Genomic DNA, 24,472 nt, shown 5'->3' with positions numbered 1-24,472 from the left:
GGGAATTGCCAATAAAAACGTGCGTTAAAAAAACCGACACCCCGGGCCTGGATAAAGCGCGGGGTGTCGGTTTTGTGCTGCATGCACGACAGGACCCTGGAGCTCCTGTCAGTGCGTCAAGCCAATCAGGCTTTGCGGCGACGTGCCATGCCGAGGCCGGCAAGGCCAAGGCCTAGCAGGGCAAGAGTGCCGGGCTCTGGGACTGATACAGAGCGAACATTCAGTTTTGCAAGAAGCTCAACAGAGGTTGCATTACCTTCAGCGGTAAGTATGGTGTCGCTACCGCCTTCAAAGCCCAACAGGCTTAGTGAGTAGATATTGGAACCGAACTGGAACTCTGAGCTTTCGATCATGTTATTCAAGCGAACAACATCATCCACGTCGCGCTTTGAGCAGCCAAAAATGAACGCAAGTGGTCCGCAGTGAACGTTTGGAGTTTCGGTGTGGCTGAAATCAAACGTGTAGGGGCCTGTTATGTTGCCGTTACTTGGGTCGGTAGAAAACGAAGCAAACACGTCAAGGGCAACACCTGAGATGCTGTCGCCGGTGATCTGGTTGTTGAAATGGGTAAAGGTACCCAAAACGAACGGGTTATCAGAGGTTAGTGTTTGCGGCAAATCACTTTGCCCCTCGAAGCTGAAGCCGCTTTGAGGTCCTTCTGAACACTCTCGCCACCATAGTCTCCCTGAGCAAGACACTTCACCCGTTCCCCAGCGGACACTGTCTGAGCCAACACCTTGAATATTTGAGCCGCCAACAGGTGACTGCCATTCGCCGCTTACGGAATCTAGATTGACCGGAAACGCCGCAACACTCATAGCCGCTGTCAGCAGCAATGCACCAAAGGACCCTTTCGCCAACATCTTCATGGCATAACTCCTAGCTTTAAATGATGGAGCAACACACTCAGTTTGTGTCGCATGTTGCTACCATTAAGCTATTTTTATGCCAATATTAAATACCGTTAAATAACAATAACTTGTCGCAGTCTGTTTTTTGACCCGTAAAGAATTCCGACAGTCACTGTGATGCGTTAACCTCAAGCTTATCCAGCAGTTCCTGCCCGGGAAAGCCGTCGGCGATCAGTCCGTTGTCATGTTGATACTTGCGAATCGCGGAGCGGGTTGCAGGCCCGGTAATGCCATCCGGCTTGCCGGCATCGTATCCACGCTCGTTGAGGGCGGTCTGAAGCTCAAGAACTGTGTCTCTCGACAGCGCCGGAGTGTCCTCCGGGGGTGGATTCTGAAGGATTCCGGCGCCAGCAATACGGTCTGCCAGGTGGCCAACTGCAATGGCGTAGAACTCTGAACGGTTCCAGCCCATGATTACCTTGAAGTTGTGGTAGGCCAGAAATGCGGGCCCTTGGTGGCCGGCCGGGACAATCAGTGCGGCGGTAATATCTTCCCGGGAAAGGGGTTTGCCAAACGCATCGGTAATACCTAGCTCCCGCCATTTACTAAGCTCAAGACGCCGGCCGTCGGCCAGCGAATAGTCAAAGTTCTCTGGCAGCAACACTTCCCGGCCCCAGCGGTAGTCTCCATCCCAATTCATGGACTCGAGAAACCGCCCGGCAGACATCATGGCGTCTGGCAGGCTGTTCCAGAGATCGCGGCGCCCATCGCCATCGGCGTCGACGGCATGTTTGAGAAATACGGTAGGCATAAACTGTACGTGGCCCATGGCGCCGGCCCAGGAACCCTCCATTTGTTCTACCGGTATGGCCCCTTCATCAATAATGCGCAGTGCGGCGATCAGCTGTTCGGTAAAAAAAGTGCTGCGACGGGCATCGCAGGCCAGAGTTGTCAGGGAATCGGGCACCGACATTTTGCCAAAATAGCTGCCGAAATTGGTTTCCAGCCCCCAGAAAGATACGAGGTAGGGTGCTGGTACGCCAGTCGCTTCGGTAACTTTTGCCAACAGGGCGCTGTGCTCTTTGATCAGTTCGCGGCCTTTGGTCACTCGGGCGTCGTTTACACGGCGGTTCAGGTAGTCTGCAAAGGTGGTGGTGAACTCGGGTTGTCTGCGATCCAGCTCTATCACACGATCTATATATTGGACCCTTGTCATTACTTCCTGAGCCGTTTGTGCGCTGACTCCCGCAGCGATGGCTTTTTCCTGAAGCTGCAGCTTGCACTCTTCAAAGCCATCGGGCGTCTTCACAGCGTCTTCACTGGCTGTCTCCTCAGCGGTTGCAGGCAGGGCAGAGACGCTAAGAAGCGCGAAAACAGAGAGACGGCACGCCATATGCCGGTTGGGCAGAATCCTTGCAAGCTTGGTCAGCACGCGAAACCTCGGTCAGGATAAAAGTGTGGACGATACTCAGCCCATGTTAGCGTGTTTTCAGGCCCGTGAAACACTTTACAGACCCACCGGGAGTGACAGTTCTTTAACTTACTGCTTTCAAGCCCGTTTGCACTGCTGCCCCAGCTGTTTTTTCGTTTGAAGTTTGTGGTTTTTTGTAGCTTGCGGGTTTTCCACGGGGGCGTTTGTTCTATAGTTGGGCGATATATCCACAAGAGTTCAATACATGGCAACGCTGAAAGCGCTGGTGGTTGATGATGCCAGTTTTGTAAGAGATCTGGTCAAGCGAACGGTACGTCAGCGCTTCCCGGTTATAGAAACTACCGATGCGCAGAATGGCCGCAGGGCGCAGTCGCTTATGTCCCGGGCCACGTTTGATCTGATTTTATGTGACTGGGAAATGCCGGAGATGTCTGGCCTCGAGTTGCTGCAATGGATGCGCCAGCAGCCCCAGTACGAGAAAGTACCCTTCATTATGATTACCAGCCGGGGCGATAAGGACCACGTGATCGAGGCTGTGAAAGAAGGTGTGTCCGAGTATCTTGGCAAGCCCTTCAGCCCGGAGGGGTTGAGCAATAAAATCATCAAGGTTATGGGGAACACTCTGGCCGCTGCCATGAGCCAGAGTGGTAAATCCATGGCGGGACCGGCGGATGCGTTCAAGGAGTCGGCGGCCTTGCTTACTCAAAAACGGGAACCGACACCTCCGGAGGCTCCTCCAGCAACAGGTGTCGTTGCACCGCCGGTTGCTGGGGGCGCAAAGCCAGTGGCGAGCAAACGTAGTATGAACCTTGCGTCGGTGCGCTTTGCAGACAGTACTCTGAAATCGGTGGTCAAGGATATCAACCTGACGGAAGTACGGGTTATTGCGAAACGGGATCAGGCATTTCCCGGCATTTTGGATCAGGCGGTGGTTGATATTGAAACTGGCGACGGACAGGTGGCGCGCTTGAACGGTTACGTACACCAGTTGCAGGCGGTGGATAAACGCAGAGATACCGACTTTGTGAGCGTCACTATCCGGTTTGTGGATGAGGATCCGATAAAGATGGAAAACCTGTCCCGGTTCGTTGCCCGCTTCCGGGCTGGCAAGCGCTAAGCGACATTCTCTGCCAGGGAAGAATAAGAATTACTCTGTCGGGACTTCAATCAGACGCTCCGGCGGAAAATGACACACGAATTCGCTGCCTTCACCAAGCCTGCTGTTTATATCCAGGCTGCCATCATGATTGATCAATACATGCTTGACGATCGCCAGGCCCAGCCCTGTGCCGCCGGTCTCCTTGTGTCGGCTGGGGTCGGCACGGTAAAAACGTTCGGTCAGCCGGGGAATATGAATTTCATCAATACCTGACCCCGTGTCTTTTACCGAAAGGTGTCCGCCGGAACTGTTGGTGTACCAGGATACGATGATCTGGCCATGGGCGGGTGTGTATTTGACGGCATTGAAAATCAGGTTGGAAAACGCGCTCCGTAGTTGATTTTCATCGCCTTTCAACTTCTGTGTATCCGCTGCCTGGAAGATGATTTCATGTTGTTTTTCGCCGCTGAGTGTCCGGGCGTCCTGGCAAATCTGCCGGGCCAGTGCGCCAACGTCTGTTGGTGCATCGGTCATGGTCTGTTCGCCGGTTTCGATTCTGGATAGCAGAATGAGGTCGGTAATCAGCGCCTCCATGCGGAAGGACTGAGTGGCCATTGTGTTGACTGCCCGCTGCCATTTCGGAGGGAGTTCATCGGCGCTGTCTGACAGAGTCTCCAGATAGCCGCTGATGACGGTCAGCGGAGTTCGCATTTCATGGGAAACATTGCTGACGAAATCTCTGCGCATCTGCTCCAGCTGGTGCAGGCGAGTGACATCCTTTGCGACGATGAGGCGGTCATCGTCCCCGAATAGGCTGATCTGTATTTGCAGATGAATGTGAGGCTTCGCGGGGGAGTGGAGCTCTAGAGGTTCGCGGTAATCTTTGGCATCAAAATATGAGGTAAACGCCGGTGTACGGATCAGGTTATAGACATACTGCCCCCGATCCGTATTGCGACGAAACCCCAGGAGGTGCTCTGCTGCCCCGTTCCACCACTCCATTGCGCCGCGTGCGTCGGTCATGATGACGCCGTCTCGCATGGCGTTGGTCGATTCCTGTATACGGTCTATTCGCGCTCTCAGTCGATCCCGCGTTTCCAGGTAGTTCTGGTTAAGCTTGTGCAATCTGTCGAAGAGGTCGCCCCAGAGCCCAAGGCTTTGCGGTGCCTCGCTATAGGCACCTGGATCTGCCAGCCATAGTGCCAGGCGACGGGACTGGCCAAGCGTCCAGAGCGTGTATATCCCCAGCCCGGCGGTCAGACCGTAAACCGGGTACCCTGTATACAGGCCGGCAATGGTGGTGCCTGCGAGGCCAGCAAGCGTATAGCGCAGATGTCGCGACCATTTTTGCTGCATTTAATGCTGCCTTGTATTGCTCTTGTGATTTGCGCTGTCCTGTCAGACCGGCTGGGTAGAGAAGCGGTAACCGGCGCCCCTCACCGTCTGGATCAGATAGTCGTGTCCCTCTCCCAGAGCCTTGCGGAGTCGCCGGATGTGCACGTCAACGGTTCTCTCTTCAACGTAGACGTTGCCGCCCCATACCTGATCCAGGAGCTGCGAGCGGGTATACACACGTTCCTGGTGGGTCATGAAAAATTGCAACAGGCGGTACTCTGTGGGCCCTATGTTAAGTGAAGTGTCGTTTGCGGTAACCCGATGGCTTGCTGGATCGAGTGTCAGCCCGTTCACCTCAATGGGGCTGTCGATGCCAGGCGGCGTTGCCCGGCGAAGCACCGCTTTCAGGCGGGCGACAAGTTCCCGGGGGCTGAAAGGTTTGGTGATGTAATCGTCAGCGCCTACCTCCAGGCCACGGATTTTATTGTCTTCCTCGACTTTGGCGGTAAGCATGATGATGGGGATATCTGCGGTGGTCTCTTCTTTTTTCAGACGCCTGGCAAGCTCGATGCCGCTGGTTCCGGGGAGCATCCAGTCCAGCAGTATGATATCCGGTTGTTTGTCGATAATCAGGGCATGGGCCTCAAGGGCGTCTGCAGCTTCCATGCAGTCATAATCAGCCATTTCCAGTGCGACGAGGATCATTTCCCGGATGGCGGGCTCGTCGTCGACAACCAGGACGGTTTTTCCAGACATATTCGATAACCTGTTTCAGACCATGATGTGTTGCTGATCTATTACACCGGTTGATTATTACAGCTGTGTGACAGCTCTGTCCTTTCCATTGTTGTGAGCCGCGTGTTTTCTGGCATTCTCACGCGATCATCAAGTCGATAACCAGGCCGGCAAAAACCGAAAACCCGGCCCAGTTATTATTCAGAAAGGCTTTGAAGCAGCCATCGCGCTCACGGTCTTTGGCCAGGTAGTGCTGGTAGATAAACAGGCAGGCCATGGCCACCAACCCAAGGTAATAGAAGCTTCCCAGCTCACAACGGTTGCCGACGATGATCAGAATAAGCACAACCATGGCCTGCAATGTGCCGATTATGACACGGTCTGCATCGCCGAAAAGGATGGCGGTGGATTTGATGCCGACCTTGAGGTCGTCGTCGCGGTCGACCATGGCATAGAAAGTATCGTAGGCAACGGTCCAGAGTACGTTGGCAGTGAACAGTAGCCAGGTGACCTGGCTCAGTTCCCCGGCTTCGGCCGCCCACGCCATGGGGATGGCCCAGGAGAAGGCGGCACCTAGAAACAGTTGCGGAAGATGGGTGTGGCGCTTGGTGAAGGGGTAGATGAATGCCAGTATCGCGCCGCCAAACGACAGGTAGAGCGTAAGGGTGTTGGTGAAGAGCACCACCATCAGAAACGAGATAACGCAAAGCCCGCCAAACAGAGCGACTGCCTCCCAGGCATTTACCCGGCCGGTCGTAAGCGGCCGGTCTTTGGTACGTTTTACGTGCTTGTCCCAGTCTCTGTCGGCAAAGTCGTTAATGGCGCAACCGGCGGCGCGCATGAAGAAGACACCCAGGGTGAAGACAACGATGTTGCCAACACCCGGGCTGCCGTCGGCTGCAAGCCAAAGTGCCCAGTAGGTTGGCCAGAGCAGGAGCAGTGTGCCGATAGGGCGGTTGATTCGCAGCAGCTGTGCGTAATCAGTAAGTCGGCTCCGTATGTGTTCTGGCACGGCATCAGGCAGCATGAGTCTATCCGTTTGGGGTGTCTGGAACAGAGTGTATGAATAATGAAAGTGCAGGGATTATAGCCAGTGCATGGGCAGGGGTGAAAGTCACGCCGTTTTCCCGTTGGTTTGTCAGCTCTGGCGGTACAGGATCGGTAGAAGGTATTCGCCGACGAGCAGCGCGCTGTTTTTATTGCTGAACAGAGAACGGCGCGCAATTTCAGGCAAACCGGTTTCCGAAGCGGTGAGGCCGGAATGATTGCAAAGCCCGGTTTCAAGCGAACCGCGTTGCCAGCCACGGCTGCTGAACAAGTAGGCGCCCAGCGGCTTGCTGCCAAGGTGAAGAAGACGCCTGCCTTCGCCGGTCAGGCAGGTAAGGGGGATCACGGTACGCGCTAGAACCCAGGGCTCTCCGTCACCGCAAAGACGTACTTCGCGGATCCATGCATGCTGGCGCTGTGGAATTTTGAGGCGCCTGGCTTCTTCAAGAGTGGGTGTGGCAAAGCCTTCGCGCTGCACTTCAACATGAAACGAGCTTGCGCACCGTTTCTGCAAAGCCCGGGTAAAGGAGCCTTCCACCTGTAACCAGTACCGCGCTGGACCATGAACATCAGGGTTGCGGAGACCCGCCGCTGCGAACGAGCGGTACCAGTCTGTTGGCGGAATGATCAGGTTGGCATTGTCTGCCCGGGTTTTGATATCAGAGACCTTTGACGGCATAAATTCCGGGAGCGTTTCGCCAGTAGCCTTTGTAATCCATGCCAAAGCCAAACAGGAATCGGTCTTCAACATCCAGGCCTGTGAAATCTGCTTTGAGGTCCGGGCGTGCCTTGCGGTCATGTTGTTTGTCGACCAGCACGGCGGTCAGAACCTCCTTCGCTCCATGAGCCAGACAGTAATCTGCAATGGCGCACAGGGTTGTGCCTTCATCCAGAATGTCGTCAACGATCAGCACAACTCGGTCTTTCATGTCGGCTTCGGGTTGAAGCTTCCATTCAAGGATTCCGCCTGTGGTTTCCTGCCGGTAACGGGTGGCATGAAGGTATTCTGCCTGCACCGGAAATTTGAGCCGGGGCAATAACTGGCCAGTAAGGATCAGTCCGCCGTTCATTACACAGAGCAGCAGAGGGTTGCTGTCTTTAAGGCGGCCGGTAATGTCGTCGGCCAGGTTGCTAATGGCGGTCTGTACCTGCTGTTCATCAACCAGGCAATCAGCTTCGGCCATAACCTGATTCATTTCGGCGACGGTATCGGGCATAACGGGCGGTCCTGTCGTAAAACGGGCGATTATACCGGAGAGGAACGGCTGAGGGGAGGGGGGAGAATACTGACGATTGGCATAAAAAGCTGGGCGGGTGCGTCTTTACCGGCATTGGTCAATTCGGATGCGCCGGGTATCATGGCGTAGTAAGGCTCGGAGATCAGCTGGTAAGGCAGACGGGTTTCGTTGTAAGCCGGCGTAAACGCCGTTTGTTTGAGGTTTTGTTCGAAAACTAATATGACGGCCACAAATCTGTGGCGGAGAAATTGTTTATGAAGAAATGGCAGTGCGTGGTATGCGGTCTGGTCTACGATGAAGCGGAAGGCTGGCCGGAGGATGGTATTGAGCCAGGTACCCTGTGGGAAGATGTGCCCGAAGACTGGGTCTGCCCTGATTGCGGTGTAGGCAAAGAAGATTTTGAAATGATTGAGATCAGCTGAACCCGGACGGAGCATGGTTATGACAGAACAGTCCCCCATCGTAATTGTTGGAACCGGTTTGGCAGGCTATTCCCTGGCCCGGGAAATCCGCAAGCAAGATAAGGGCGCCCGGATTGTTATGGTGACTGCTGACGACGGTGTTAGCTACTCCAAGCCCATGCTGTCCACTGGATTTACCAAAGGAAAGGATGCCGAAGGTCTGGCCCAGGCCGACACTGAGGCCATGGCAAAGCAGTTGAACCTTGAGCTGCGAACCTACACCACGGTGACCGGTATAGATACCGAAGGGCACAGGTTGCTGCTGGGAGACGAAAGCCTGTCTTACAGCAAATTGGTTCTAGCCTGGGGTGCCGATGTCATTCGCCTCACAATACCGGGTAGTGGACTGGAACGGGTATTCCCGATCAATGATCTGGAAGATTACCGTGTGTTCCGTAAAGCACTTAAGCCACGAAGCCGTGTGGCGATTATGGGTGCTGGCCTTATTGGTTGTGAGTTCGCTAATGACCTGCGTAATGGTGACTACGACGTGGAGGTGATTGCCCCCTCGGACGCCGTCATGCCGAGCCTGCTGCCGCCAGTCGCCGCCAGTGCTGTGCAAGCTGAGCTTGAATCACTGGGTGTGCGTTTCCATTTGCAAACTGTGGTAGAGAAGGTTGAACCGGCCGATAAGGGCGTAACGCTGTTTCTGGCGAACGGTAAAACATTGCAGGCGGATCTCGTAATTTCTGCTGTAGGTCTGCGGCCCCGCACGCAACTGGCTCGCACAGCCGGAATCGATACAGACCGTGGTATCACGGTGAACCGGGCGTTGGAAACGTCTGCTGACGATGTCTACGCGCTGGGTGACTGTGCAGAAGTTGACGGCCATGTTCTGCTTTATGTTCTGCCTCTCATGGCATGTGCCCGCGCTTTGGCAAAAACACTTACCGGTGACCGCACTGAAGTGAGTTACGGGACCATGCCGGTGATGATTAAAACACCCTGTTGCCCGGCTGCCGTCTGCCCACCCCCTGCTGATTCTGAGGGTGAGTGGGAAGCGGAGCAGGACGGTACCCATGTAAAGGCCCTTTTCAAAAATGCAGAAGGCGATGTGCTGGGCTTTGCGGTTACTGGCCGGTTTGCACTGGAAAAACAGGCGTTGTCAAAGGTTGTACCGCCTATTCATTCCTGAAGGCTCTGCTTCCTGCAGACACTTTACGTTGCGAAAACCGCCCGCTTGGAGTAGAAACTCCTTCGTGTGCTAACTAATCAACAGGAGCAGGCATGCTTGACGTTACAAAAAAATTGGTGGAACTGCTGTATCTGTCACCCACGGGCGATGATCATTACCGGGGCGACAGTCAGGACCTGGGATTTCCTCATGTTTTCGGGGGGCAGGTTCTCGGGCAGGCGCTGATGGCTGCCAGCCATACCGTTGAAAACCGTCTCTGCCATTCTATGCATGCCTATTTTCTGCGCCCGGGCAACCAGCATATGCCTATTGACTACGAGGTCCAGCGGGTCCGTGACGGTCGTAGCTTTGCGGTTCGCCGAGTCATTGCACGCCAGGATGGCAAGGAAATTCTGACCGGCTCCATGTCGTTTCATGCTGCCGAAGAGGGTTTTGAGCATCAGGCGGAAATGCCCAGCGCGCCAGATCCTGAGACACTGCGCTCTGAGCAGGAGTGGGGCAAGTTGATGGCGTCGCAGGTGCCAGAGAAAATGCGACAGATCATGACCCGTGACCGCCCCATCGAAATCCGCCCGGTAAATCCGATGAACCCGCTTCAGCCTGAAAAGCGCCCACCCTTCAAGCAAAGCTGGATCCGCGCTCTGGGCCCCCTGCCGGATGACCCTGTTTTGCACCGTTGCCTGCTTACCTATGCATCGGATTTCTCGTTCCTGGGAACGTCTCTTAACCCCCATGGTGTTTCCTTTATGAACAAGGGGCTGCAGATCGCAAGCCTTGATCATGCCATCTGGTTTCATCGGGATTTCCGCATGGAAGACTGGCTGCTCTACGATAAGGACAGCCCAAGCGCGTCTTCAGCTCGCGGGTTTAATCGGGGTAACTTCTTTAATCAAGAGGGAGTTCTGGTCGCGTCTACAACTCAGGAAGCGCTCATTCGCCAGCGTTGACAGGCTATTGTTAGCCAGGTGTCTGATGCCAGGTATTGGTTTCGTGCCTTTCGGCGAGCCAGCGAAGTATTTGCTCAAGAGGCAGGGGGCGGCTTACCAGGTAACCCTGAATCATATCGCACCCCATCTCTTTCAGCAGGCCTGCAGTTGCATCATCCTCGACGCCTTCCGCAACAACCAGGTAGCCGAGGGCGTGGCACATATCAATGGTTGTCTGGACAATAACCCGATCCTCTTCCAGGGTTGCCAGCTCTGTGATGAGGGAGCGGTCAATTTTGATCTCGCTGGCCGGCAGTTGTTTGATATAAGAAAGCGATGAATAGCCGGATCCGAAGTCATCAATGGAGACCGGAATACCCGCATCAGACAGTGTGTTAAGCGTTTTGAGTGCGTTGACCGGATCCTGCATCATCGATGTTTCAGTCACTTCAAAGGTAATGCTGCCTTTGTGCTGTGGGTGAGCGCGCATAAGCTGATCCACGAACAATGGGAAATCCGGCTCCCGCAGGTTGTAGGGTGAGATATTGACTGAGAAATCGAGATGGTGACCGGCCTCGAGAAGACGGGAGCGAAGTTGCAGGGACTGTGCCAGTACCCAGCGGGTCAGTGGTTTGATCAATCCGGTCTGTTCGGCCAGGACAATGATCTCGTCTGCACGAACTGCTTGCTCCTTATCGGGCCACCTGATCAGTGTTTCAAGGCTATTAATCTGGCCGTTCCGAAGGTTCAGTTTTGGCTGTAGATAGAGGGCCAGCTCGTTATTGGTGAGTGCTTGTTGTAACCCCGAAATCATCGTAAGCCGTCCGGCACTGTAGGAGTCCCGGGATGTCTTGTAATAAGCGATTCCACTTTCCTGGGCGCGCTCTGAGCTTTCTGCTATGCATGCCCTGCGGATCAGTGAGTTGGCGTCGGTGCCATGAGCCGGTGAGATAGCTATGCCGAGCTGCGCGTGAAGAGGGATTTGCATCCCAAGATAGTCAACAGGGCTGCGGATGGCTTCCACGGCGCGCATGACTGCCTGATAGGCGTCTTCCGAAACACCGGCGTCAACGATACAGGCGAAGGTTTCCGGATCGAGAGAGGCTACGAAGAAATTACTCCCGTTATGTTGTCCTAGAGACACTATGCCTGGAAGCTCGCGTGTGATTAGGTTCAGTCTCCGCGAGGCCAGTTCCAGTATGCGGTCGCTGTTCTGGTGCCCCAGGGTTTTGGTCACAGACTGCAGATTGTTCAGGTGGATCACGACAATGCCGTGCCTCTTGGCCGGGGCCTGGCGAATGAGGTCACTTACCTGCATCTCGAAGCTTGCACGGTTGGGCAGGCCCGTAAGAGGGTTATGGAGGGCGTTTTCAATCAGCTTGAGTTCAGCTGCTCGTCTCGCTGCCATGGCTGAAAGTTCGGCCTCGCGGGCGCCTGCTTTCTCTTCACGCTCCTGGTAAAGCCGTGCTGCGAGGGCCAGTGCAAGCAGAGTTGCTTCGATAACAGACCCGATTTGCATCCCGTAAGTCGTAAGAACATTGCTTGGAAGGAGACCGTATCTATTGGCAGCTGTAATCGCGCAACCAAAGAACAGCGCTCCCCATGCGATGATGTAATAACCGGCCTGAGGTTTTCTCCGCACCCACTGCAGAGGGCCGGCTATGGCAAGCAGCAGGATGCTTGGAAAGGTTGCGGCGACCGTTAGACGGATTGCGCTACTGTATTCCATCACACTTGTTACCGCTAACACAGTGGCGCTCAGTGCAACAAAGCCGAGCATAATTCGGTCGAGGGTTGGCCCGTTTCGTTTGAGGTTGAGAAATGATCGCGAGAACAGCAGTGTGAATATGATTGCGAGAGGCACCGTGAACAATGTGGCGCGGTTCTGGATCCATGGGCTATGTGGCCAAAGCACTTGGAACGCGGTGCCGTTAAGGCTGCCAATAACCAACAGGTAACCGAGCGTCGATAGCACGTAAAGGAGGTAGACACGCTCCCGCAGCGCGAAAAAAACCAGAAGGTTAAACAGAATAACGGTGATCAAGATGCCGTAATAAAGGGCATTGAGTTGCTCTTCAACAGAGGCATGTTCGAAGAAGGCCTGAGTGTTCCAGAATTTCAGAGGAACCTGCAAGGTGCCCGCGGAGCGAGCTTCAAGAAGAATCTGGCGATTATCGCTGTTCTCCGGGTTGAAGGGAAATGCAAAATGGCGGTTGCGAATAGGGCGCTGAGCATAGGGATTGAGATCCCCGGTAATGAGTGTGTCAGTTATCTCCCCGTTTTTGATGACGTAAAACGCAATGTAATCAAGGTGGGAGTAGCCTACCTCCAACAAATCCAGCAGGAGATTGTCAGGAGCGTCGAAACGGAGCCAGACGGTGTCAGGTGTGTAGCCGAAGTTGGGGCTGCTCGTTGCTAACGGTTGCCAGTCGCCGGAAGCGGCAGCTTCAAGCGGGGAAAGTTGAACACCGGGTGACAGGCGCAAAAGCTCTACTTCGGGAAAACGAAACGTCTCAGCACTCTGGCAGCTGAAGGCCAGGGACATAAGCAGCAGCAAGGTTGCCAGCATGCGAGACGAGAGTCGTTCTATCACAGGTCACCGTTTATCATAAATATTGTCAGAGCCGGCTTTAATGTGGTTTTGGTTACCTGGCGGGCGTAAAGCCTTGTTCAAGCGAGTACCGTGGATGCCCACTCACGTACCCAGGGCAGGGCTTCGGTTTCAGGATCCTGGGTTTCCAGTGCGTCTATGCAGAGTGTTTCGCCAACTTTTCTGGCGGCTGTTTCGTAAAGTGCCTCTTCCATAAGCTTGCCGGCTCCACAAAAGGTATCACCATAGGAGCTGTCGCCCAGCACGATAACACCGAAAGGCCGCCCTGGCTGTTGGGGCAGCTGATCCCGCAAGTCGGAATAAAAAGTCAGCAGGTTACCCGGGATTTCACCCTGGCCGGTGGTAGATGTACAGACCAACAGAGGGGCGGTATCAAACGTTATGTCGTCAAGCACTGGGTTCTCCAGAACGGATACGGAGTAGCCTTCGGCGTCCAGCGCCTGCTTGATGGCTCTCGCGGTCATCAATGCGCCACCGTAGACGCTGCCTACCAGAATTCGAATATCTGTCATGAAAATCCCTGTTGTTACAAGAGCGGATGGCCAGTTTCGTTCAGCGCCGGATGATAACGGCCCCTGTGGGCTGTCTCAAGAGCTTGGTTGGCCCTCAGCCACTGTATTCTGGTTTCGCACCCGGGGCGCGATCCTGTTGCGACCCGCTTCCTTGGCATTGTATAGCTGTAAGTCGGCCTGTCTAAGCATGCTGTCGATAGAATCGGCCTGAGCTATGGTGCAGACACCGGCGCTCATGGTGACCGGTAGCTCTTGCCCCTGAAAGCTGAAGTTGTTTCGTGCTATTTCACTACGCAGACGCTCTGCCAGCGTAAGCGCCGGAATCAAAGAGGTATCTGGTAGCAATAGCAGAAACTCCTCACCGCCCCAGCGGGCTGCAACATCTGTTTGTCGGATCACCGTCTGCACAAGGTCTGCGAACTGTTTTAGTGCTGCGTCGCCCGCATCGTGGCCATACTGATCATTGATGTTTTTGAAAAGATCCAGGTCAATCAGGGCAATGGAGAAGTGATGCCCCGAGCGCTGGTATCGAGAGTACTCTTCTGATAACCGGTTCAGTATATCCCGTCGGTTGGAAAGGTTGGTGAGTTCATCGGTTTTTGCAGCGCGTTCGTGGGTCTGGGCCAGGTCCAGCAGTTCGTTACGTGCCTTCAGTCTGCTTGTTTCCAGTACAAAACAAAAAATCGACTCAAAGGTGAGTGTGGCAAAAAAGCGGATCTTGAAGTCACTTTCGTACTCTGCAAATACAAAAGGCAAGTTGGGGAACTGAAATATAATAATGGCCACCAAGTAAACCAGTAGCAGAATCATAGTGCCCGTTTTCAGGTTGGTCAGAAAAAACAGCAAAGGTGGGAAAACATAGAACCATAGAGGGCCAGTGTTGCTCTCGCCGCCGGAGGCGATCAGATAGGTAAACAGTACGCTGGCAATAATCAGCAAGCCAACTTTCTGCCAATCACGGTTGCCCGTGCACGCAAACCAGGCCATGTTCGCCAACACTGGAACGATAAAGGCCAAAAGAATCAATGCATGGTTGCTGTGACCAGAATGCCAGGCTTGGGAGGCGATGCCGGTAAGAGACAGAATCGCTGCCAACGACAGCCATGTCAGTATGCGTGAAACCTGTGCATCTTCCCGCTCGTGTGTCGTTTGGCGGCCCGAAGAGGGATGTGTGGTCATAGTGGCCCTGTGTGAATACGCAGTGATCTGATAAGGCGTTTTCTGCTTATGGCTATTATGGGACAGGGATTGGTATGTATGCATCCTTTACAGGTGTGTTGTGTGACCAGGTCCCGTTGTCGCACATTTGTTTCAATTTAATGTCAAAAAATTTATAGTTGCGCGCAACACAGCGGTTCGTTCTCCATTCAGACCAACTGAGACTCTTTCTCTTATGGCCCGTTCAAACGGATTCCTGGAAACCCTTCTTACCAGCAACTCTACGGAGCGATACCGGGTCGGTTTCAGCCTGTTGTTTCTGTTGGGCGTCTGGCTGGTTGTCGGCTCCTTCAGTCAGGGGTTGCCCAATAGCACTCTGCTGATGGCTGCAGCCGTTATCGGCGGTTACATGGCCATTAATATAGGTGCAAACGACGTTGCGAACAACGTTGGCCCAGCCGTTGGCTCCGGAGCATTGTCCCTGGGTGCCGCCGTTATTGTTGCAGGTGTTTTTGAGTCAGGCGGTGCGCTGATTGCGGGGGGGGATGTGGTATCCACCATCAAGGGTGGCATCATTGACCCCTCAAGCCTGGAAGACAGCCGCTCCTTTGTCTGGTTGATGACCGCAGCGCTTCTTGCAGGCGCTCTCTGGTTGAACCTGGCAACCTGGATGGGTGCTCCGGTATCCACTACACATTCTATTGTAGGTGGTGTGCTTGGCGCAGGTATTGCGGCGGGCGGTTGGGGCATTGCAGACTGGGCTGTTATGGGCAAGATTGCTGCAAGCTGGGTTATTTCTCCGGTGCTTGGTGGCGCCCTGGCTGCGCTGCTGCTGTTTATTATTAAAAAGACCGTGCTGTATCAGAAGAATGTCGTACCCGCCGCCCGTACGTTTGTTCCCTGGCTTGTTGCCATAATGGCATGGGCGTTCGGCACTTACCTGATGATCAAAGGCGTCAAGCAGATCATCAAGGTAGACTTTCTCCAGGCCTCTCTGGTTGGTCTGGTTGCCGCGGTCATTGCATTCTTTATCGTGCGCTCTCTGGCTTCACGTCGGGCAGCAACAATGGAAAACAGTGCTGGCGGGGTAAATACCCTGTTCACCTGGCCGTTGGTATTTGCCGCTGCTCTGCTGAGCTTCGCCCACGGTGCTAACGATGTCGCCAATGCCATTGGCCCGCTTGCGGCGATCAATGATGCATTAGCCAATGATGCAGTCGTCACTGCCTCCAGTATTCCTCTGTGGGTCATGATGATTGGTGCCCTGGGTTTGACGGTTGGCCTTATGCTGTTTGGCCCGCGCCTGATTAGAACTGTGGGCAGTGAGATTACCGAGCTGGATAAAACCCGTGCGTTCTGTATTGCCTTGTCGGCCGCACTAACGGTTATTCTGGCATCGCAACTGGGCTTGCCTGTGAGCTCCACACACATTGCCATTGGCGGGGTTTTTGGTGTCGGGTTCCTGCGCGAATACCTGAAGTCCAATTATGCGACGCAGTTGCACAGAATCATGGAAGAGCGCGACGCTGGCGATCAGGAACGTCTCAAGCCCTTTCTGGACGACTTCCGCAATGCGTCTGTTGAGGAAATGGAACGGCTCCTCAAGCAGGCCAAGAAAAGGAAACAGGTGCCTCTGGCTAAATCCGATCGCAAGCGACTCAAGAAGATCTACAAAGAAGAAATGGTTAAACGGTCGCATCTGGTGCGCATAGCTGCAGCCTGGATTATCACGGTGCCTGCGTCAGCCATTATGGCTGCTATTTTGTTTTTCACTTTGCGTGGGCTTTTCATTTAACGCAGTGGCTGGTTGTAGTGCGCGGGTTTGGTCATACTGTGCGTATGCTGCGGGAGCGAGAATGCTCCCCCGAGAATTCAATTGCCCGGAGGGTGAGGTATGAGTACACCGGTTGAAAGCCGTCAGGCCAAGGTCATTGATGAGCTGCGAGTGTTTATCAAGAAGGTACTGAGCGATCCGACGATTGCAGTAAAGTCCATAGACATTGCCCGCAAGCTGCGCACTGAGGCGGATGCCGATGAGCTGATTGCCCGGGAAATCAGCGCCAACACGACCATTCGCATTCCGGAAAAGTGGAGTGAAGCGGATCGTATGTTTTTGGATATCATCCACGAAGTGCTGGATGATGAAGAGGCGCTTTACTGAGTATGCCCCCTTCGAATATCAGAGTTAGAGATTGGATCTGAGCGAGGGCGGGTGACAGGCTTCCAAAACCGTGCGGAGCCATGGATGGCGGAGCCGAGCGTACACGGATGTATTTACAGCGTGTTTTGGCAGCCTGTCACCCGCCCTCGCGGTGTCGAAAGGTAATCAGAGAAATCAGGCCCGTTTTTGATCCTGTGGGTGCTGCTTAAGCACAGCCTCTGCCATCTGATGCAGTATTCTGATCTCGTCCTGAATCCCTTCTTCTCCTGAAAGCTCCCGCTGTTCCTCCAGAATATCCGCCAGAATTTGTGGCGTAGTCAGAGGGTTCGCCAGAACAACCCGGAAAACAATGCACGGGAAGTTGTAATAACGGGCAGGCTCCAGGCGGGTTCTTGAAACAAATGCCTTGCCGCGTTCCCGTTGGGTTTTCTGGACAAACTTGGTGATGGTGTTCAGGCAGGCATTCAGCTTCTCTGCCTGAAGCGGGTTCGCCACAGCCAGGGCCTGCTGGACCTCACCCGGACAATAACGGTAGGTGAGAATGTTCAGCTCGGGCCGGGTAACCAGTTCAAAATCTGGTTGAGCGTCGATCATGTCGGCGAAGGTGGCCGCTTTCTCAATGCCCTGATCAATCAGGATTTCATAGCCCTCGCGAGCCAGAATTTTCAGACCTGAGTGAATCAGCATTGACATGCCGGGGCGAGAGCCCTCAAGCGTCGTTGTGCCCAGATCCCGGGAGCCTTTGCGAATGATGTATTGAGCATGGTGTTCAACGGCACTGGCCAGGCTCGGGTCTTTAAATACGACCAGGCCTACGCCCATGGGAACATACAACTGTTTGTGGGCGTCGAACGTCACAGAGTCTGCTTTTTCTATGCCCCGCAGTAGGTGGCGATAGGTTCTGGAGAACAGTGTTGGTCCGCCCCAGGCGGCGTCCACGTGAAAATGGGCGCCGAACTCCCGCGCTGTATCTGCCATCGCATCCAGCGGGTCTATGTTGCCGGTCTCGGTTGTTCCGGCAACACCGCATATGGCCAGGATCTTGATTTTCTGCTTTTGCAGTTCGAGGCATTTATCGCGAAGGGCGTCCGTCTGTATCCGGTTGTTGTCGTCGGTATCCACAGCCACCAGCGAATCGCGGCCAAGGCCCAAAACGTCGGCGGCTTTACCCAGGGAATAGTGGCCCCGTTTGGAGACCACGATGGCAGCACCCTCGTAGCCGTAATATTTCAGAGCGCGGAATAAACCCTCCTGATGCAGGCCGCGGAAGCTGCCTTCGGCCGGGAATGCACGGTTGCGGGCAACCCAGAGCGCTGTCAGGTTGGCAACGGTGCCGCCAGAGCACATGGCGCCCAGAGCGTAGCGGGGGTCGTGCATCCACTTTCGGTAAAAGGCCCCGTCTTCCTGGTAAACAAGCCGGTGGATCATCCCGAGTACCTGGCGCTCCATGGGCGTAAACGCTTTGGATGTTTCGGTTTTCACCAGGTTCTGATTCAGGGCGATCATGATTTTGGACAGCGGCAGCATGAAGTAGGGCAGCGCTGAAGTCATGTGCCCGATAAAGGCAGGTGAAGCAGTATGAACGGAGTTGGCAACCAGTTTGTCGAGCAGGAACTGGGCTTGCTCGGACACGAATACGGGCTTTTCGGGGATATTGTAGTCCGAGAAGTTTCTCTCGACGTCTGTAAGGTCCCGCTCAACCGCAACAATGTGCTCCTGCAGGAAACCTGCAAGATTACGGGAGATATTCTGGTCAATACGGCTGAGCGTGGACTCCGGTGCCTCGGGCACGGTGAACACGCGATACATGGCCTCAACCGAGGCCTGGGCCGTCTTTTTCTTGCCGGTCATAGATACCACACACGATAAGTGGTTGTCCGCAGGGCCGGTTCCGGATGCCCAACGGATGCAGCCGGGGGTCGGTTCCGGCATTGGTTACTTGTTACCTGTAGCTTGCAGGCACACTGGCATCCCTGAGGTGGCGTAGTATACGGGCTGCTTCGGTGTTGTGCCACAGGGCTTTATCAGAGAAGTTCCCGGTGAATGTCGAGTATCGCAGCATCAACCTTTTCCTGGATGGCTTTCTCTACCTGGTCGAGGCGCTGGGTGATCAGCTGCGAGGACGTGCCTAGGGCTGCGATTGTCCAGGTGGCGCATTCGAGGGCTTCGAGGTCGGCGGTTTCAGCTACGGCCAGGTCTGGTTCTTTGCCCCATATGGCCCGCAGCGGGGTGAAGACTTTGCGCTTGGCTTTGAGGTCTTCGCAGCCGTAGAGCTGAAAGTGCAGGGTTAATACGCCTACGTGCGGTGTAATCGTGGCGTTATGTTGAGGCGCGTTGCCTTCTTTGAGTAGTTTTCTTAGTGCTTCAGACATTGATGTTCCGGCTTTGGTGCTGACGCCGGCGGAGCAAGGCTGTTCAAAACACGCTCCTTGCGGCACATCCATGTGGCGCTTGAGCTCCGCCATCCATGGCTTCGCACAGTTTTGAACAGCCTTGCCCCGTCGGCTCTTGAACAGTTCAAGGGGAGTCCACCAAGTGGATCGCTATGCCTTGGTGGGCATGAACGCTAGCCTACTACAGGTGTCACCCGCTTGATAATAGCCGCGGCGTCGGTGCCTGAAGGCAGGTTGCCGTAGTTCATGCCGCCACTGGATTCCAGTCGGGAAGCGCAGAAGGCATCAGCCACGGCTTTGTTGCCGTTGCGCAGCAGCAGGGAGGCTTGCATGACCAGTGCCATACGATCTACCAGGTTGCGGGCACGGTACTGGAAGTCGCTGATGTCAGCGAAGTCATTTTGAAGTTGTGCCAGGAACTGGTCAAAGCGGCGATCAGCACCTTTAGCTTCGCCGGCTTCGCGGAAGAAGGCGTCGAGAGTTTCCGGTTCTTTCTGTATGGCGCGCAGAGTGTCCAGGCATTGGACGTTGCCGCTGCCTTCCCAGATCGCGTTCACCGGGGATTCCCGAAATAGTCGGGGCATGATGCAATCTTCCATTACGCCGCTTCCGCCGATGCACTCCATGGCTTCGTAGGCATGGTTGGGCGTGCGTTTGCAGATCCAGTATTTGCCCACGGGTGTGGCGAGGCGGGCCAGCAGGCGCTCGTGTTCGTCACTCTGGTTGTCGAGTGCGCGGGCGAGTCGCATGGTGTAGGCAAGGGCGGCTTCGTTTTCCAGGGCCAGATCGGCGAGCACGTTCTGCATCAGGGGCTGATCGCTGAGCCGGCTGCCGAATGCGCTACGGTGGCGGCAGTGGTGTGTAGCCTGGGCTACGGCCTGGCGCATGCCGGCAGAGCTGCCAATCATGCAGTCGAAGCGGGTCATGGCGACCATTTCGATAATGGTAGGGACGCCACGGCCTTCTTCGCCGATCATCCAGGCCAATGCTCCACGCAGTTCCACTTCGCTGGAGGCGTTGGCTACGTTGCCCATTTTGTTTTTCAGGCGTTGTATTTGCCAGGGGTTTTTTGTGCCATCCGGGCGCCAGCGTGGCATCAGGAAGCAGGATAACCCGGCGGGTGCCTGAGCCAGTACCAGGAAGGCGTCGCACATGGGCGCGGACACAAACCATTTGTGGCCGACCAGCTCATAAGCCTGGCCCGGACCTTTGTCTCCAACCGGATACGCGAGTGTGCTGTTGGCGCGTACGTCGCTGCCGCCCTGTTTTTCGGTCATCGCCATGCCGATGGTTACCGAGCTTTTCTTGTCATCCGGAAGGTTGCGGGCGTCGTAGCTGTTGGCCAGCACCCGGGACTCCCAGAGTGCTGCCAGATCCGGTTGTCTGCGGATCGAAGGAATGGCAGCAAAGGTCATAGTGACCGGGCAGCAGTGCGCAGCCTCGACCTGCGAGTGCATGTAGTATTTCGCCGCGCGGGTTACGTGAGCACCTTTGCCAGGGTTCGCCCAGGGGCTGCTGTGTAGGCCGTTTTCGAAGGCGATGCCCATCAGTTCGTGGTATGAAGGGTGAAAATCTACTTCGTCGATGCGGTGCCCAAAGCGGTCATGGGTATTGAATACAGGCTTGTTGTTATTTGCCCGAAAACCCAGGTCGATGGTTGCTGAATCGCCGGCCAGAGCGCCAAAGGCTTTCAGGTCGTTCTTTGCCTTCTCGGCGCCCTCGCGCTGCACGGCTTCCTGAAGCGCAACATCCTGTTCATACAGGTTGTAATTTTCCAGCGCAGGCGGCTGATTGACCACTTCGTGGGTGACCGCGAGATAGCGATTACTATCGCTATCTGTGAGTGTTCCGTGCGTGGATTGCGGCGCGCTCATCGTTATCTCCTGGTGCCGGTCAACCCCTGTATGCAAAAGCGGATGAGAGTGTTGACCAGTGGGTCTGTGTTGTCAGTTTTGTCTGCGGTTGCCTGCCCGACTTGGGTCGGTGATAGCGGGCCGACCAAACTTTCCGCGATAGCCCCTACCAGGCAAGTGCTGCTCTGTCGGGCGTCCTGATCCGGAAGGCACCCTTCTTCAATGCCTTCACGAATCGCTTTTTCAAACAGGTCAGCGTACGCCTTCCGGTAAGCCAACCGTTCCTCTTCAACTTTTGGATCTACCGGTTCGGCAATGAGTGACCACGCCATTACCGGGCCTTTCAGTGCGCGCTGGGCAAACTGCCGCAATGCTTTTTCCAGCCTTGTGGTCGTGGTTCCGGCTGTTGCCAGTGCTTCCGCTACCTTGTCCACTTCACGCTGTGTGGCGAGTCGGAATATTTCAGCAAACAAGTCTTCTTTTGACTCGAAGTGGCGATAAATCGTGCCCGTGGCCACACCCGCTAGTTGTGCAATGCGAGTAATTTTCGCATTGCGAAAACCCCCTTCTGCAACACACTGGTAGGTGCAGTCCGCGATCCTCTGCCGTGCCTCAGCCTTACGCTGGCGCATTTTTTCTGTTTCACGATAAGCCATCCCGGCTCCCTGGAATTAGTGAATCATTATTCATTCTTTGTGTCAACGCAAGCTCCGTTGACGTCTTCATTTTGCCATTTAGGCTTATGCTTCCACGACTGATTACAAAAAGTTACAAAATAAGTGTTGATCCTTAATAGCTCTGCAATGAAAAGCAGATTATAAAGACGCCAAGACAGTGTCGCAGTAGCGGCGGGTCGAGGCAGAGTGCGGCTCCTAGAGGGGTGGTCGCACTTGTAACACTGTTTTCGTTGAAGGAGATAATCATGAGTGAGCTCGACGAAAGCAACCTGGAGCAATCCGGGCGCTGGGGTAACGAGAGTGACGATACCCATTCGATCGCAGGCCGGGCGCGGGTGCGGGCGCAGTTGCAGCAAGATATCGAAGCATTTCTGAGCCAAGGTGGCAGAATTCAGGAAGTTGAGACATCTTTCCGCGCTGGCTCCCCACGCAAGGTGGGTACAGACTTTAATAACCGCTCTCTTTGAGCATTGTCTTGCCGGGCCGGGCCTTTATAACCCGGCCTGTTTTTGTGGTCTGTCTCGGTAAAACGCTTCGGCTCTGCCTATTATTTCCCCTGTAACAAAGGTTTCGTTTCCGGTTCCCGGACCTGAAGTACATTCAATCGATACGCCGGTTCTGACCATGATCATGAAATCTGTTTTCAGGCTCTCCTATATCGTACCGGTGATTATAGCTGTTGTGATTGTATTTGCGCTGTTTGCTGATGGTTCTGAGGAGCAACCGGCTTCCGCCCGTTCTTCTGATCACTCTGCAGGTAACACGAGTGCAGACGCCGGCTATACAGCAGCGCCTCATACGTCGCCCTCGGTGATGGTCGCAGGTGCCGCGGAGCTCAGTGTGCCGGATCAGCGCCCATCGTCTCTGGAGGGCACCTCAGAACCTGGCGGTTGGGCGATGACAGATCGTTTGGGCAACCTTGTTCCCACGGGCGAACTGCGGCAGCTGTTTGAGTATTATCTGTCTGCACTCGGTGAAGAAACACTGGTGCAGTTGGTAGCCAGAATCCGGCTTGCGCTCTCGCTTCTGGAAGAACCTGCACGAGCCCAGGCATTTGAGACTCTGGGGCGATATCTGGATTACAAGCTCGCGCTCGCGGATCTGGAGGCAGCTTATGGAGAAACAGGAGCGGGCGGTCCTGAAGAAACTAAACGTCGGATGGCAGAAATTCAGGCGCTTCGGAGAACGTGGCTGGACGCGGATACCGCAGAGGCTTTTTTTTCTGATGAAGAAGCGATAGATCGCTATCAGCTTGCCAGACTGGGTATTGGCATGGATGGAGGCTTGTCTGAACAGCAGCGGAATGAAGCTCTTGCCAAGGCTGAAATGGCTTTGCCTGAAAGCGTGCGCCAGGCCCGGCAGGACACTCGGAAATTTGCCCGTTACGAGCAGGTTCGGGAGTCGCTGGGCAGCGATCCAGAGGCGTTGAGAGCCTGGCGTCAACAGGAGTTCGGAGAGGAAGCGGCACAAAGGCTGGAGGAACTGAGTGCGGAGCAGGAGGACTGGAATCGACGTTGGCAGTCCTATGCAAAAGAACGGGACACTTTGAATGTGTCCGGTCTGGCGGAGCCTGAACGTGAGCAGGGACTGGCCCTGTTACGCGAAAAGTACTTTAGTGCAACTGAACGCATCCGGGCGCAAGCATTGGACTCGGTTCAGTGATGCAGCCTGCACCTGTATCCGGCGATAGCCTGCAACCAGAGGCTTCGGAGGTGTATGATGACGTAAAGGTGCCGTCAGTGCCCCAGGCTTTTCGATCCAACTCTTTAGCAGTGCCACTCAGGAGGTTTTCTGTGTCGTTATCTACACCCCGTGCTTTTCCCGCTACCCGTCTGCGTCGGAATCGGGCCAGTGACTTTTCCCGTCGACTCGTGAGGGAAAACCAGCTGACGCCGGACAACCTGATCTATCCGGTTTTCGTGCTTGAAGGTGAAGGGCAGCGTGAAAGTGTGCCGTCGATGCCGGACGTGGATCGCTTGAGCATTGATTTGCTGGTTGAACAGGCTGCGGAACTGGTGGAGCTTGGAATTCCCGCAGTGGCGCTTTTCCCCGTGGTTGCGGCAGAGAAGAAAAATCTCTCAGGCTCTGGTGCCTGGGACTCTGAAGGGTTGGCGCAGCGAGCTGTTCGTGCGCTGAAAAAGGCCTATCCGGAGCTGGGAGTCATCACCGATGTGGCTTTGGATCCCTTCACCACGCACGGCCAGGACGGCATCATCGATAATGATGGCTATGTGTTGAATGATATTACCGTGGAAGCGCTGGTGAATCAGGCGTTGTCCCATGCGGAAGCCGGCGCCGACGTTGTTGCACCCTCCGATATGATGGATGGCCGTGTTGCTGCCATGCGCGAAGCGCTGGAGTCTGCAGGGCATGTAAATACCCGCATTCTGGCTTATTCCGCCAAGTACGCGTCTGCCTATTACGGGCCCTTCCGGGATGCCGTCGGCTCCTCAGCAAATCTGGGTAAAAGCAACAAGGCCACCTACCAGATGGATCCGGCCAACAGCAACGAGGCGATTCATGAGGTGATGATGGATCTTGCCGAAGGCGCGGACATGGTGATGATCAAGCCCGGTATGCCATATCTGGATATCGTTCACAGGGTAAAAACAGAGTTGCAGGTGCCCACGTTCGTGTATCAGGTCAGCGGCGAGTACGCCATGCACCTGGCAGCGGAGCAGAATGGCTGGCTTGATGGCGACAAGGTCATGATGGAAAGCCTGATGGCCATGCGGCGAGCCGGGGCCGATGGCATTCTTACCTATTTTGCGGTGCGGGCTGCACGCCTGATGCGGGATCAGAAACCCTGATTCCTTTTTCACATATGTTGTACATCATTCGCCGCCGG

23 protein-coding genes are annotated in these 24,472 nt (G+C 54.9%); 9 read left to right on the top strand and 14 right to left on the bottom strand.

Annotation, left to right across the window (positions count from 1 at the left end; genetic code table 11):
* Positions 1–125 precede the first annotated feature (125 nt).
* Together Q4501_RS04915 and Q4501_RS04910 are read right to left on the bottom strand one after the other, a co-directional pair.
* Entirely contained in the window at positions 126–863 is a 738-nt protein-coding gene (locus Q4501_RS04915; RefSeq protein WP_303595463.1) for a THxN family PEP-CTERM protein, read from the bottom strand.
* Positions 864–1,020: 157 nt separating this feature from the next.
* Positions 1,021–2,244 carry a lytic murein transglycosylase gene (locus Q4501_RS04910; protein WP_303595462.1) on the bottom strand — a complete coding sequence of 408 codons (1,224 nt, stop codon included), beginning with the start codon at positions 2,242–2,244 and terminating at the stop codon, positions 1,021–1,023.
* 283 nt (positions 2,245–2,527) lie between these two features.
* On the opposite strand from Q4501_RS04910, the gene Q4501_RS04905 reads away from it, so the two are divergent.
* Positions 2,528–3,400, top strand: a complete 873-nt coding sequence (locus tag Q4501_RS04905) for a response regulator (protein WP_303594710.1) — start codon at positions 2,528–2,530, stop codon at positions 3,398–3,400.
* Between the two features lie 30 nt (positions 3,401–3,430).
* On the opposite strand, the gene phoR is transcribed toward Q4501_RS04905, so the two are convergent.
* The 5 genes from phoR to Q4501_RS04880 all read right to left on the bottom strand — a co-directional run bounded on the left by phoR (position 3,431) and on the right by Q4501_RS04880 (position 7,716).
* Positions 3,431–4,738 (bottom strand): phosphate regulon sensor histidine kinase PhoR, encoded by a 1,308-nt coding sequence (gene phoR / locus Q4501_RS04900; RefSeq protein WP_303594709.1) that lies wholly within the window; start codon positions 4,736–4,738, stop codon positions 3,431–3,433.
* A 42-nt stretch (positions 4,739–4,780) separates the two neighbouring features.
* Positions 4,781–5,473: a phosphate regulon transcriptional regulator PhoB gene (gene phoB, locus Q4501_RS04895; protein ID WP_303594708.1), complete on the bottom strand. Its 693-nt coding sequence runs from the start codon at positions 5,471–5,473 to the stop codon at positions 4,781–4,783.
* Positions 5,474–5,591: 118 nt separating this feature from the next.
* On the bottom strand, positions 5,592–6,479 hold the full coding sequence (gene ubiA / locus Q4501_RS04890) for a 4-hydroxybenzoate octaprenyltransferase (protein ID WP_303594706.1): 888 nt from the start codon (positions 6,477–6,479) through the stop codon (positions 5,592–5,594).
* A 111-nt stretch (positions 6,480–6,590) separates the two neighbouring features.
* The gene (locus tag Q4501_RS04885; protein WP_303594705.1) at positions 6,591–7,178 is read right to left on the bottom strand and encodes a chorismate lyase; all 588 of its coding nucleotides are present in this window, start codon (positions 7,176–7,178) and stop codon (positions 6,591–6,593) included.
* Positions 7,159–7,716 carry a hypoxanthine-guanine phosphoribosyltransferase gene (locus tag Q4501_RS04880; RefSeq protein ID WP_303594703.1) on the bottom strand — a complete coding sequence of 186 codons (558 nt, stop codon included), beginning with the start codon at positions 7,714–7,716 and terminating at the stop codon, positions 7,159–7,161. Before Q4501_RS04880 ends, Q4501_RS04885 begins: the two co-directional genes overlap by 20 nt.
* A gap of 275 nt (positions 7,717–7,991) precedes the next feature.
* Here Q4501_RS04880 and Q4501_RS04875 point away from each other — a divergent pair, with 275 nt between their 5' ends.
* The 3 genes from Q4501_RS04875 (at position 7,992) to tesB (ending at position 10,280) form a co-directional block, all read left to right on the top strand.
* Complete coding sequence (locus tag Q4501_RS04875) at positions 7,992–8,159, top strand: rubredoxin (RefSeq protein WP_303594701.1); 168 nt, start codon at positions 7,992–7,994, stop codon at positions 8,157–8,159.
* A 19-nt stretch (positions 8,160–8,178) separates the two neighbouring features.
* Positions 8,179–9,333: an NAD(P)/FAD-dependent oxidoreductase gene (locus Q4501_RS04870; RefSeq protein ID WP_303594700.1), complete on the top strand. Its 1,155-nt coding sequence runs from the start codon at positions 8,179–8,181 to the stop codon at positions 9,331–9,333.
* A 92-nt stretch (positions 9,334–9,425) separates the two neighbouring features.
* Positions 9,426–10,280 (top strand): acyl-CoA thioesterase II, encoded by an 855-nt coding sequence (tesB, locus tag Q4501_RS04865; protein ID WP_303594698.1) that lies wholly within the window; start codon positions 9,426–9,428, stop codon positions 10,278–10,280.
* Between the two features lie 10 nt (positions 10,281–10,290).
* Here tesB and Q4501_RS04860 read toward each other — a convergent pair whose 3' ends face one another.
* From Q4501_RS04860 to Q4501_RS04850, 3 genes are all read right to left on the bottom strand, one after another.
* The gene (locus tag Q4501_RS04860; RefSeq protein WP_303594696.1) at positions 10,291–12,852 is read right to left on the bottom strand and encodes an EAL domain-containing protein; all 2,562 of its coding nucleotides are present in this window, start codon (positions 12,850–12,852) and stop codon (positions 10,291–10,293) included.
* A gap of 77 nt (positions 12,853–12,929) precedes the next feature.
* On the bottom strand, positions 12,930–13,382 hold the full coding sequence (locus Q4501_RS04855) for a flavodoxin domain-containing protein (protein WP_303594695.1): 453 nt from the start codon (positions 13,380–13,382) through the stop codon (positions 12,930–12,932).
* A gap of 75 nt (positions 13,383–13,457) precedes the next feature.
* Positions 13,458–14,561, bottom strand: a complete 1,104-nt coding sequence (locus Q4501_RS04850; RefSeq protein WP_303594693.1) for a GGDEF domain-containing protein — start codon at positions 14,559–14,561, stop codon at positions 13,458–13,460.
* Positions 14,562–14,775: 214 nt separating this feature from the next.
* On the opposite strand from Q4501_RS04850, the gene Q4501_RS04845 reads away from it, so the two are divergent.
* The gene (locus Q4501_RS04845; protein WP_303594691.1) at positions 14,776–16,335 is read left to right on the top strand and encodes an inorganic phosphate transporter; all 1,560 of its coding nucleotides are present in this window, start codon (positions 14,776–14,778) and stop codon (positions 16,333–16,335) included.
* 99 nt (positions 16,336–16,434) lie between these two features.
* Positions 16,435–16,701: a hypothetical protein gene (locus Q4501_RS04840; protein WP_303594690.1), complete on the top strand. Its 267-nt coding sequence runs from the start codon at positions 16,435–16,437 to the stop codon at positions 16,699–16,701.
* Positions 16,702–16,875: 174 nt separating this feature from the next.
* On the opposite strand, the gene panP is transcribed toward Q4501_RS04840, so the two are convergent.
* The 4 genes from panP to Q4501_RS04820 form a co-directional block, all read right to left on the bottom strand.
* Entirely contained in the window at positions 16,876–18,552 is a 1,677-nt protein-coding gene (panP, locus tag Q4501_RS04835) for a pyridoxal-dependent aspartate 1-decarboxylase PanP (RefSeq protein WP_303595460.1), read from the bottom strand.
* Positions 18,553–18,725: 173 nt separating this feature from the next.
* Positions 18,726–19,073 (bottom strand): DUF503 domain-containing protein, encoded by a 348-nt coding sequence (locus Q4501_RS04830; RefSeq protein WP_303594688.1) that lies wholly within the window; start codon positions 19,071–19,073, stop codon positions 18,726–18,728.
* Positions 19,074–19,267: 194 nt separating this feature from the next.
* Positions 19,268–20,968, bottom strand: a complete 1,701-nt coding sequence (locus Q4501_RS04825; RefSeq protein WP_303594687.1) for an acyl-CoA dehydrogenase family protein — start codon at positions 20,966–20,968, stop codon at positions 19,268–19,270.
* A gap of 2 nt (positions 20,969–20,970) precedes the next feature.
* A complete protein-coding gene (locus Q4501_RS04820; protein ID WP_303594685.1) occupies positions 20,971–21,603 on the bottom strand; it encodes a TetR/AcrR family transcriptional regulator in 633 nt (210 codons plus the stop codon).
* 266 nt (positions 21,604–21,869) lie between these two features.
* Here Q4501_RS04820 and Q4501_RS04815 point away from each other — a divergent pair, with 266 nt between their 5' ends.
* From Q4501_RS04815 to hemB, 3 genes are all read left to right on the top strand, one after another.
* Positions 21,870–22,091, top strand: a complete 222-nt coding sequence (locus Q4501_RS04815; RefSeq protein ID WP_303594683.1) for a hypothetical protein — start codon at positions 21,870–21,872, stop codon at positions 22,089–22,091.
* A gap of 157 nt (positions 22,092–22,248) precedes the next feature.
* Positions 22,249–23,286: a lipase secretion chaperone gene (locus tag Q4501_RS04810; protein ID WP_303594681.1), complete on the top strand. Its 1,038-nt coding sequence runs from the start codon at positions 22,249–22,251 to the stop codon at positions 23,284–23,286.
* A gap of 131 nt (positions 23,287–23,417) precedes the next feature.
* Positions 23,418–24,434: a porphobilinogen synthase gene (gene hemB, locus Q4501_RS04805; protein WP_303594679.1), complete on the top strand. Its 1,017-nt coding sequence runs from the start codon at positions 23,418–23,420 to the stop codon at positions 24,432–24,434.
* The last annotated feature ends 38 nt before the right edge of the window (positions 24,435–24,472 follow it).

Origin of the sequence: Marinobacter sp. 2_MG-2023 (genome assembly GCF_030546935.1) — a bacterium.
GTDB lineage: Bacteria > Pseudomonadota > Gammaproteobacteria > Pseudomonadales > Oleiphilaceae > Marinobacter.
This window is presented reverse-complemented; position numbering and strand designations above follow the sequence as displayed.